At 56.2% G+C, this 6,608-nt stretch carries 6 protein-coding genes; 4 read left to right on the top strand and 2 right to left on the bottom strand.

Annotated features, from left to right (window positions below):
• The 4 genes from ACAW75_RS17285 to ACAW75_RS17270 form a co-directional block, all read left to right on the top strand.
• On the top strand, positions 1-313 hold a 313-nt coding region (locus tag ACAW75_RS17285; protein ID WP_370729995.1), incomplete at its 5' end, for a hypothetical protein.
• A complete protein-coding gene (locus ACAW75_RS17280; RefSeq protein WP_370729994.1) occupies positions 303-1,781 on the top strand; it encodes an MFS transporter in 1,479 nt (492 codons plus the stop codon). The genes ACAW75_RS17285 and ACAW75_RS17280, both read left to right, overlap by 11 nt.
• 79 nt (positions 1,782-1,860) lie before the next feature.
• Positions 1,861-3,033 (top strand): acetyltransferase domain-containing protein, encoded by a 1,173-nt coding sequence (locus ACAW75_RS17275; RefSeq protein ID WP_370729993.1) that lies wholly within the window; start codon positions 1,861-1,863, stop codon positions 3,031-3,033.
• A 66-nt stretch (positions 3,034-3,099) separates the two neighbouring features.
• A complete protein-coding gene (locus tag ACAW75_RS17270) occupies positions 3,100-4,293 on the top strand; it encodes an acetyltransferase domain-containing protein (protein ID WP_370729992.1) in 1,194 nt (397 codons plus the stop codon).
• 176 nt (positions 4,294-4,469) lie between these two features.
• Here the strand turns inward: ACAW75_RS17270 and ACAW75_RS17265 are convergent, their stop codons facing one another.
• Together ACAW75_RS17265 and ACAW75_RS17260 are read right to left on the bottom strand one after the other, a co-directional pair.
• On the bottom strand, positions 4,470-4,856 hold the full coding sequence (locus ACAW75_RS17265; RefSeq protein ID WP_370729991.1) for a DUF779 domain-containing protein: 387 nt from the start codon (positions 4,854-4,856) through the stop codon (positions 4,470-4,472).
• 131 nt (positions 4,857-4,987) lie between these two features.
• The gene (locus ACAW75_RS17260) at positions 4,988-6,502 is read right to left on the bottom strand and encodes an aldehyde dehydrogenase family protein (RefSeq protein ID WP_370729990.1); all 1,515 of its coding nucleotides are present in this window, start codon (positions 6,500-6,502) and stop codon (positions 4,988-4,990) included.
• Positions 6,503-6,608: the final 106 nt, after the last annotated feature.

Raw genomic sequence — 6,608 nt, 5'->3', positions numbered from 1 at the left:
GGGGCGGGGGTGGAGGAACGTTTGGTATGTTGCTACCGAGGTGGTGCCCCTGACGGCCCCCGGTTTACATCCCCGCCCCAATCGTTCCTCCACCACCGCCCCGTCAAGGGCATCACCTCGGTACCCCCCGGCCCCGTTCCGCCACCTCCGCCCCGTCAGGGGCGCAACATCGGTAGCACCGTCCCAATCGTTCCATCCCCCGCCCCGTCAGGGGCACCACCTCGGTGGCAACCTGTTCCTCATCACCCAAACATCGGAGTGGATTGAGGGGTTACAAACTAACCCCTCAATTGATTTATTCCGTGGTAACTGATACAACCCTTTCTCCACCCGTAACGCCTAACAAATGGCTGGTGCTGGCTACGCTGGCCTTCGGTACGTTCATGGCTACGCTCGATAGCAGCATTGTCAACATTGCGTTACCCACCATTCGCCGCGACCTGAACGCGGGCGACAGCGTTGAGTGGGTCGTTCTGAGCTACCTGCTCACCACCACCAGCACGTTGCTCATCATGGGGAAACTGTCTGACTGGCTGGGACGACGACCCATGTACATCACCGGCTTCGGCATCTTCGTGCTGGGCTCGCTCCTGTGTGGTTTGTCGTGGAATATTCTGTCGCTGGTCGGCTTTCGGGTCATTCAGGGGTTGGGTGCAGCCATGATTTTTGCCATTGCCCCGGCTATCATTTCCGATACGTTTAGTCCGAAAGAACGCGGTCAGGCCCTGGGGCTGATGGGCGCTATTGTGGCGGCGGGGTCGAGCACAGGGCCGGTCGTAGGCGGTTTGCTGCTGGGCAAATTTGGCTGGTCGAGCATTTTCTTCGTGAACGTCCCCATCGGGCTCATTGCCATCTGGCGGGCCTCGGTGGTCCTGCCCCGCAGCCCCAAACTACCCCGCCAGCCGTTCGACCTGGTCGGGGCGGGGTTGTTTCTGGTTGGTGTAACCACGCTGCTGACGGGCCTCGACTTTGGCCCCGAAGCTGATTATGGCTGGCAGCACCCGCTGGTGTTGGGCCTGCTGGGTAGTGGATTCGTGTTGCTGGGGCTATTTTTTTATTGGGAAGGGCGCACACCCGTACCCATGCTGCAACTGAGCCTGTTCAGGATCCGGCCCTATACATCGGCGATCCTGGCGGCCTGGCTGGGCTTTGTGGCCTCGGGCGGCAACCTGTTCATTATCCCGTTCTTTCTGCAACAGCTACTCGGTTTTTCACCACAAACAGCCGGACTGGTGCTCTTATCGGGCCCGCTGACGCTGAGCATTGTGGCGCCCATTGGGGGCTACCTGTCCAGCCGGGTCAGCACGCGCTGGCTGGCGAGTACGGGTCTGCTGATAACGGCAATAGGCTACTTCTCGTTTTCGTTTCTGGAAACCGGCTGGAGCTGGCACAACGTGGTCTGGCGCAGTTCGCTGGTCAGTCTGGGGTTTGCCCTGTTCCAATCGCCCAATAGCAGCAGTGCACTCAATGCGGCTCCACTCGCGCAACGGGGGGTGGCCAGTAGTGTCATTGCCTTCATGCGCAACATGGGGCTGGTGGTGGGTATTGCGCTCTCGGCGGCGGTTTGGTATAGCGCCCGAAACTACTACGCCCAAACGTACCACGTCGATGCCATGAGCCCTGTAGCGCAACTAACCGGTATGCGACTGGTCTACTGGGTCATGACCGGCCTGATTCTGACGGCGGCGGCTGTTTCCTTTTCGCGTGGGAAAGCCACTGTGGAACCGGAGCCGCACCACCCCAACGAACCTGGCGAAAGCGTGTCGACGCTGGCGGGGTAAGTACGTCAAAAACAAATTCGGTTCATCCCGTACATCCTGTCAAAACCTTTTGAATCTTGTCGATCCTATTCCAATCGACATGAAACGAATTGCTACAATTGATACGGTTCGCGGGTTGGTCATGGTCATCATGGCGCTCGACCATGTCCGTGATTTCATCCACCTGCCCGCCGTCGCCCAGAATCCGCTGGATTTAAGCACCACGACCGTACCTGTTTTTCTTACCCGGCTAATTACGCATCTCTGTGCGCCAACGTTTGTTTTCCTGGCCGGCACGTCGGTGTACCTATCGCTCAACGCAGGCGAAACGCAGGAAGAACGTCTGCTCGAAAAAAGTCGGTTTCTACGGAAACGGGGCCTCGTATTGATTCTGCTGGAGGTGACGTTGATTAACCTGGCCATCTGGTCCGACATTCAGTATCGGACCCTGATGCTACAGGTCATTTTTGCAATCGGTGCCGGGTTGATCTTATTGTCGTGGCTGCACCGGTTCCAGGTACGTTACCTGGCCGTGATTGCTTTGGCTATCATCGTCTTGCACGATCTGCTCAGGCTGGTGCCGCCGTTCGCCAACGAACCAGCCCGACTGGTTTGGGCGCTGTTGTTCAGGCAGGATTTCTTTGCCATTAGCCCTGACTTCGGCTTGCTGCTGGCCTATCCGGTTGTGCCGTGGTTCGGGATCATGTTGCTGGGCTACTGCTGCGGTCCGTTGCTTAGCCAGCCGCAAGCCGGTCGGAAAGCGTTGTTTCTCCGAATTGGGCTGGGTACTGTAGGCCTGTTTCTGTTGCTTCGGTTGCTGAATAGGTACGGTGATGCCCGTCCCTGGGCGGTTCAAAACGATCAGGTATTTACCCTGCTTTCGTTTCTGAACGTTTCTAAAAATCCGCCCTCGCTGATTTTCACAGCCTTCATGCTTGGCCTCATGTTCGTGCTGCTTTCCTTTTTCGACGGACGTAAAAGCTGGCTGGCTCAGCGGTTGGAGGTGTATGGGAAAGTGCCCCTGTTTTATTACCTCATTCACTGGTATCTGGCGAAGGGAGCCATGATCGGGATGTTTCTGATGCAGGGCTATTCGTTCAGAGATATGCCGCTGGGTACGTTGAACCTGGGTAGGCCGGAAGGGGCGGGGGTATCGTTGCCAATGACCTACGCTGTCTGGCTCATGCTGGTTGTGGCTATGTACCCGCTCTGCGTCTGGTATGGCCGCTACAAGGCTGAACGCCCCGAAGTGACATGGACCAGGTACGTGTGAAAAATAAGCTAGTGGGGAAATCAGATTTCGTGTATGTTGCTGCTCTAAACCCTGTTTTTCAGCAGCATGAAGCGACTCGCTACAATTGACACGGTTCGGGGACTGGTTATGGTCATTATGGCACTGGACCACGTTCGTGATCTGCTCCACATTCCAGCCTTGACGCAGAATCCTACGGATCTGGCCACTACCACCGCGCCCATTTTCCTGACGCGCCTGGTTACGCATCTGTGTGCGCCCACGTTCGTATTTCTGGCAGGTACGTCGGTGTATCTGTCTGTTCAGAAAGATGCTGAACTAGACACAGCGGGTAACAGGGCTGGTCGGAGTCTGGCCGAGCGAGGTCGCTTTTTGTTGAAGCGAGGACTTGTATTGATTCTGCTGGAGGTAACCCTGATCAACTTCGCCTTCTGGACCGACATTCAGTTTCGGTCGATGATGTTGCAGGTGATCTTCGTGATCGGCGCGGGGCTGGTGCTGCTGTCGTGGCTAATCCGGTTCCAGGTACGTAGCCTGCTTATGGCAGGTCTCTTCATCGTTTTCCTGCACGATCTGTTGCTGCTGGTGCCGACGTTTACCAATCCGGCGGCACGGCTGGGCTGGGCGCTGCTGTTCCGACTCGACTTCTTTGCCGTCAGCCCCAACTTCTCCCTACTTGTTGGCTACTCCATCGTACCGTGGTTTGGCATCATGCTGCTTGGCTACGGTTGCGGTCCGTTGTTTGCCAAACCGCTGGCAGAGCGGAAGGCGCAATTTTTAACGATCGGTTTGAGTTCGCTTGCCTTATTCCTGCTGCTGCGCTTCCTGAATATATACGGCGATGTTGCGCCCTGGTCGGTGCAGAAAAGCGGGGTGTTCACGGCGTTGTCGTTCCTGAATGTCAGCAAATATCCGCCGTCGTTATTGTACACAGCGTTTACCCTCGGCATTATGTTCCTACTGCTTGCCCTGTTCGATGGTAGCAGGAACTGGCTGGCTCGTCGGCTGGAGGTGTACGGAAAGGTACCCCTGTTTTATTACCTCCTTCATTGGTATCTGGTGAAAGGGGCCATGATCATCATGATCCTGCTGCAAGGCTATTCGATCAGCGATATGCCGCTTGGACCTATGAGCTTCGGGCGACCAGCCGCCGCAGGGCTAGACCTGCCCGCCGTATACGCCGTGTGGCTGGCGCTGGTCATCGCCCTCTACCCGCTCTGTGCCTGGTATGGCCGCTACAAAGCCGAACACCCCGAAGTGACGTGGACGAGGTATGTGTGAAGGGGAGGAAAGGGAGGAAAGGGAGGATGGAGGAAAGGGAGGATGGAGGAAAGGGAGGATGGAGGAAGGGGAGGATGGAGGAAGGGGGGCTCTGCAATGGATCGTTCTGGTCTGCAAAGCTACCCTCTCCTCCATCCTCCCTTTCCTCCCTTTCCTCCCTTTCCTCCCCCCACAACTTAATTCCCCCCAAGTCGGATGGGCGTTAACTGCGCGAGTTCGTCTTCCTCAAAAAGGCGTGAGCGAATCAGGAAACGAACGCCCATCGGAATCTCGAGCGAGAAACTGGCTCCGCGGCCAGGCGTGACGTCGATGGTCAGGTGCGTGTGTTGCCAGTAGTCAAACTGACTTTCGGCCATCCAGAAATCGCAGCCTTCGATCTCGCCCAGCCACACATCTGACTGCCCAACGATAAAGTCGCCTTTCTCGAAGCACATGGGTGAGGAGCCATCGCAGCAGCCACCGCTCTGGTGAAACATCAACTCGCCATGTTGTGCCTTCAGTTTGGCAATAACATCGGCCGCCGCCGGGGTAATATCAATGCGGGAAATCGTTTGGGTGGTCATAACGAAAGGGGTAAGAAATAAGGCGGAAAGGGAGTAAGAGGGAAAGGAGGAAAGGGAGGCTCTGCTACGGATCGTTTTTATGCGCAGAGCTTCCCCTTCCTCCTTTCCCCCCTTACTCCCTTTCCGCCTTATTAAAAGAATCCCAGTTTTTGTTTGCTGTAGGAGATCAACAGGTTTTTCACCTGGCGGTAGTGGTTCAACATCATCAGGTGGTTTTCGCGGCCAAAGCCTGATTTTTTGTAGCCGCCGAAGGGTGCGTGCGCCGGGTAATCGTGGTAGCAGTTCACCCACACACGACCCGCCTGAATCTGCCGGGGAATGGTGTATAGTTCGTGCGCATCGCGTGACCAGAAGCCCGCGCCAAGACCGTAAAGCGTGTCATTGGCGATGGCAACCGCTTCGTCGGCATCTTTGAACGTCGTTACCGACAATACCGGCCCGAAGATCTCTTCCTGAAAAATCCGCATTTTGTTGTTGCCTTTGAAGATCGTTGGCTGAATGTAATAACCGCCTTCAACACTGTCGGCCGGGCCACCACCGGTCAGCACTTCGGCACCTTCCTGCTTGCCGATATCGATGTACGACAGAATTTTCTCGTACTGATCGTTGCTGGCCTGCGCACCCATCATGGTGTCGGGGTCGAGCGGATGACCGAGTTTGATAGCTTTGGTGCGGGCAATAACGCGCTCGATGAACTTGTCGTAGATGGCCTCGTGGACGAGCAAGCGCGACGGACAGGTGCAGATTTCCCCCTGGTTCAGGGCAAACATCACGGCGCCTTCCACGCACTTGTCGAAGAAATCATCGTCGGCATCACCGACCGATTTCATGAAAATGTTGGGCGACTTGCCTCCCAGCTCCATCGTGACCGGAATCAGGTTCTCCGAGGCGTACTGCATAATCAGACGGCCCGTGGTGGTTTCGCCCGTAAAGGCCACCTTGTTGATCCGCTTGTGTTGTGCCAGTGGCTTACCCGCTTCCGGCCCAAAACCCTGAACGATGTTTACCACGCCCGCCGGCACAATATCTTCCAGCAATTCAAAGAGGATGGCCAGTGAAGTAGGGGTCTGCTCGGCTGGTTTGATCACCACACAGCAACCAGCCGCCAGCGCAGGCGCCAGTTTCCAGGTGGCCATCAGCAGCGGGAAGTTCCAGGGAATGATCTGGCCCACCACGCCCACCGGCTCTTTAATGATCAGCGACAGCGTGTCGGCGTTGAGTTCAGTAGCAGAACCCTCTTCGGCCCGAATCACCCCGGCAAAATACCGGAAGTGGTCAACGCACAGGGGAAGGTCGGCCGCCATGGTCTCGCGGAGGGCTTTTCCGTTTTCAACCGTTTCAACGCGGGCCAGGAACGCCAGGTTTTTCTCGATCACATCGGCGATCTGAAGCAGCACTTTGCTGCGTTCGGCAGCCGACGTTTTACCCCAGGTAGCAAAGGCTTTATGCGCCGCATCGACCGCCAGATCAATATCGGCCGCTTTTGAGCGGGGCATTTTCGCGATCAGGCTGCCATCAACCGGCGAGGTATTCTCGAAGTACTCTCCATCTACGGGGGGTACCCATTTGCCGCCGATATAGTTGTCGTAATGCGACCGGAATTTAGGCCGGTTAGCGTGGGTTTCTACTAGTTCAAGGGTTTCCATATAGACGATCTGAATCAGTTGATAATTGAATCGTCACAAAGTTTGCTTGAATTGTTCAAGTCCAGTTGAGCAATCGTATCGACTGCATGCACAATCCTATCAATGT

Origin of the sequence: Fibrella arboris, assembly GCF_041321095.1 — a bacterium.
Lineage (GTDB): Bacteria > Bacteroidota > Bacteroidia > Cytophagales > Spirosomataceae > Fibrella > Fibrella arboris.
Note: the sequence above shows the minus strand (reverse complement) of the source record. Positions and strands in the feature narration are given on the sequence as shown.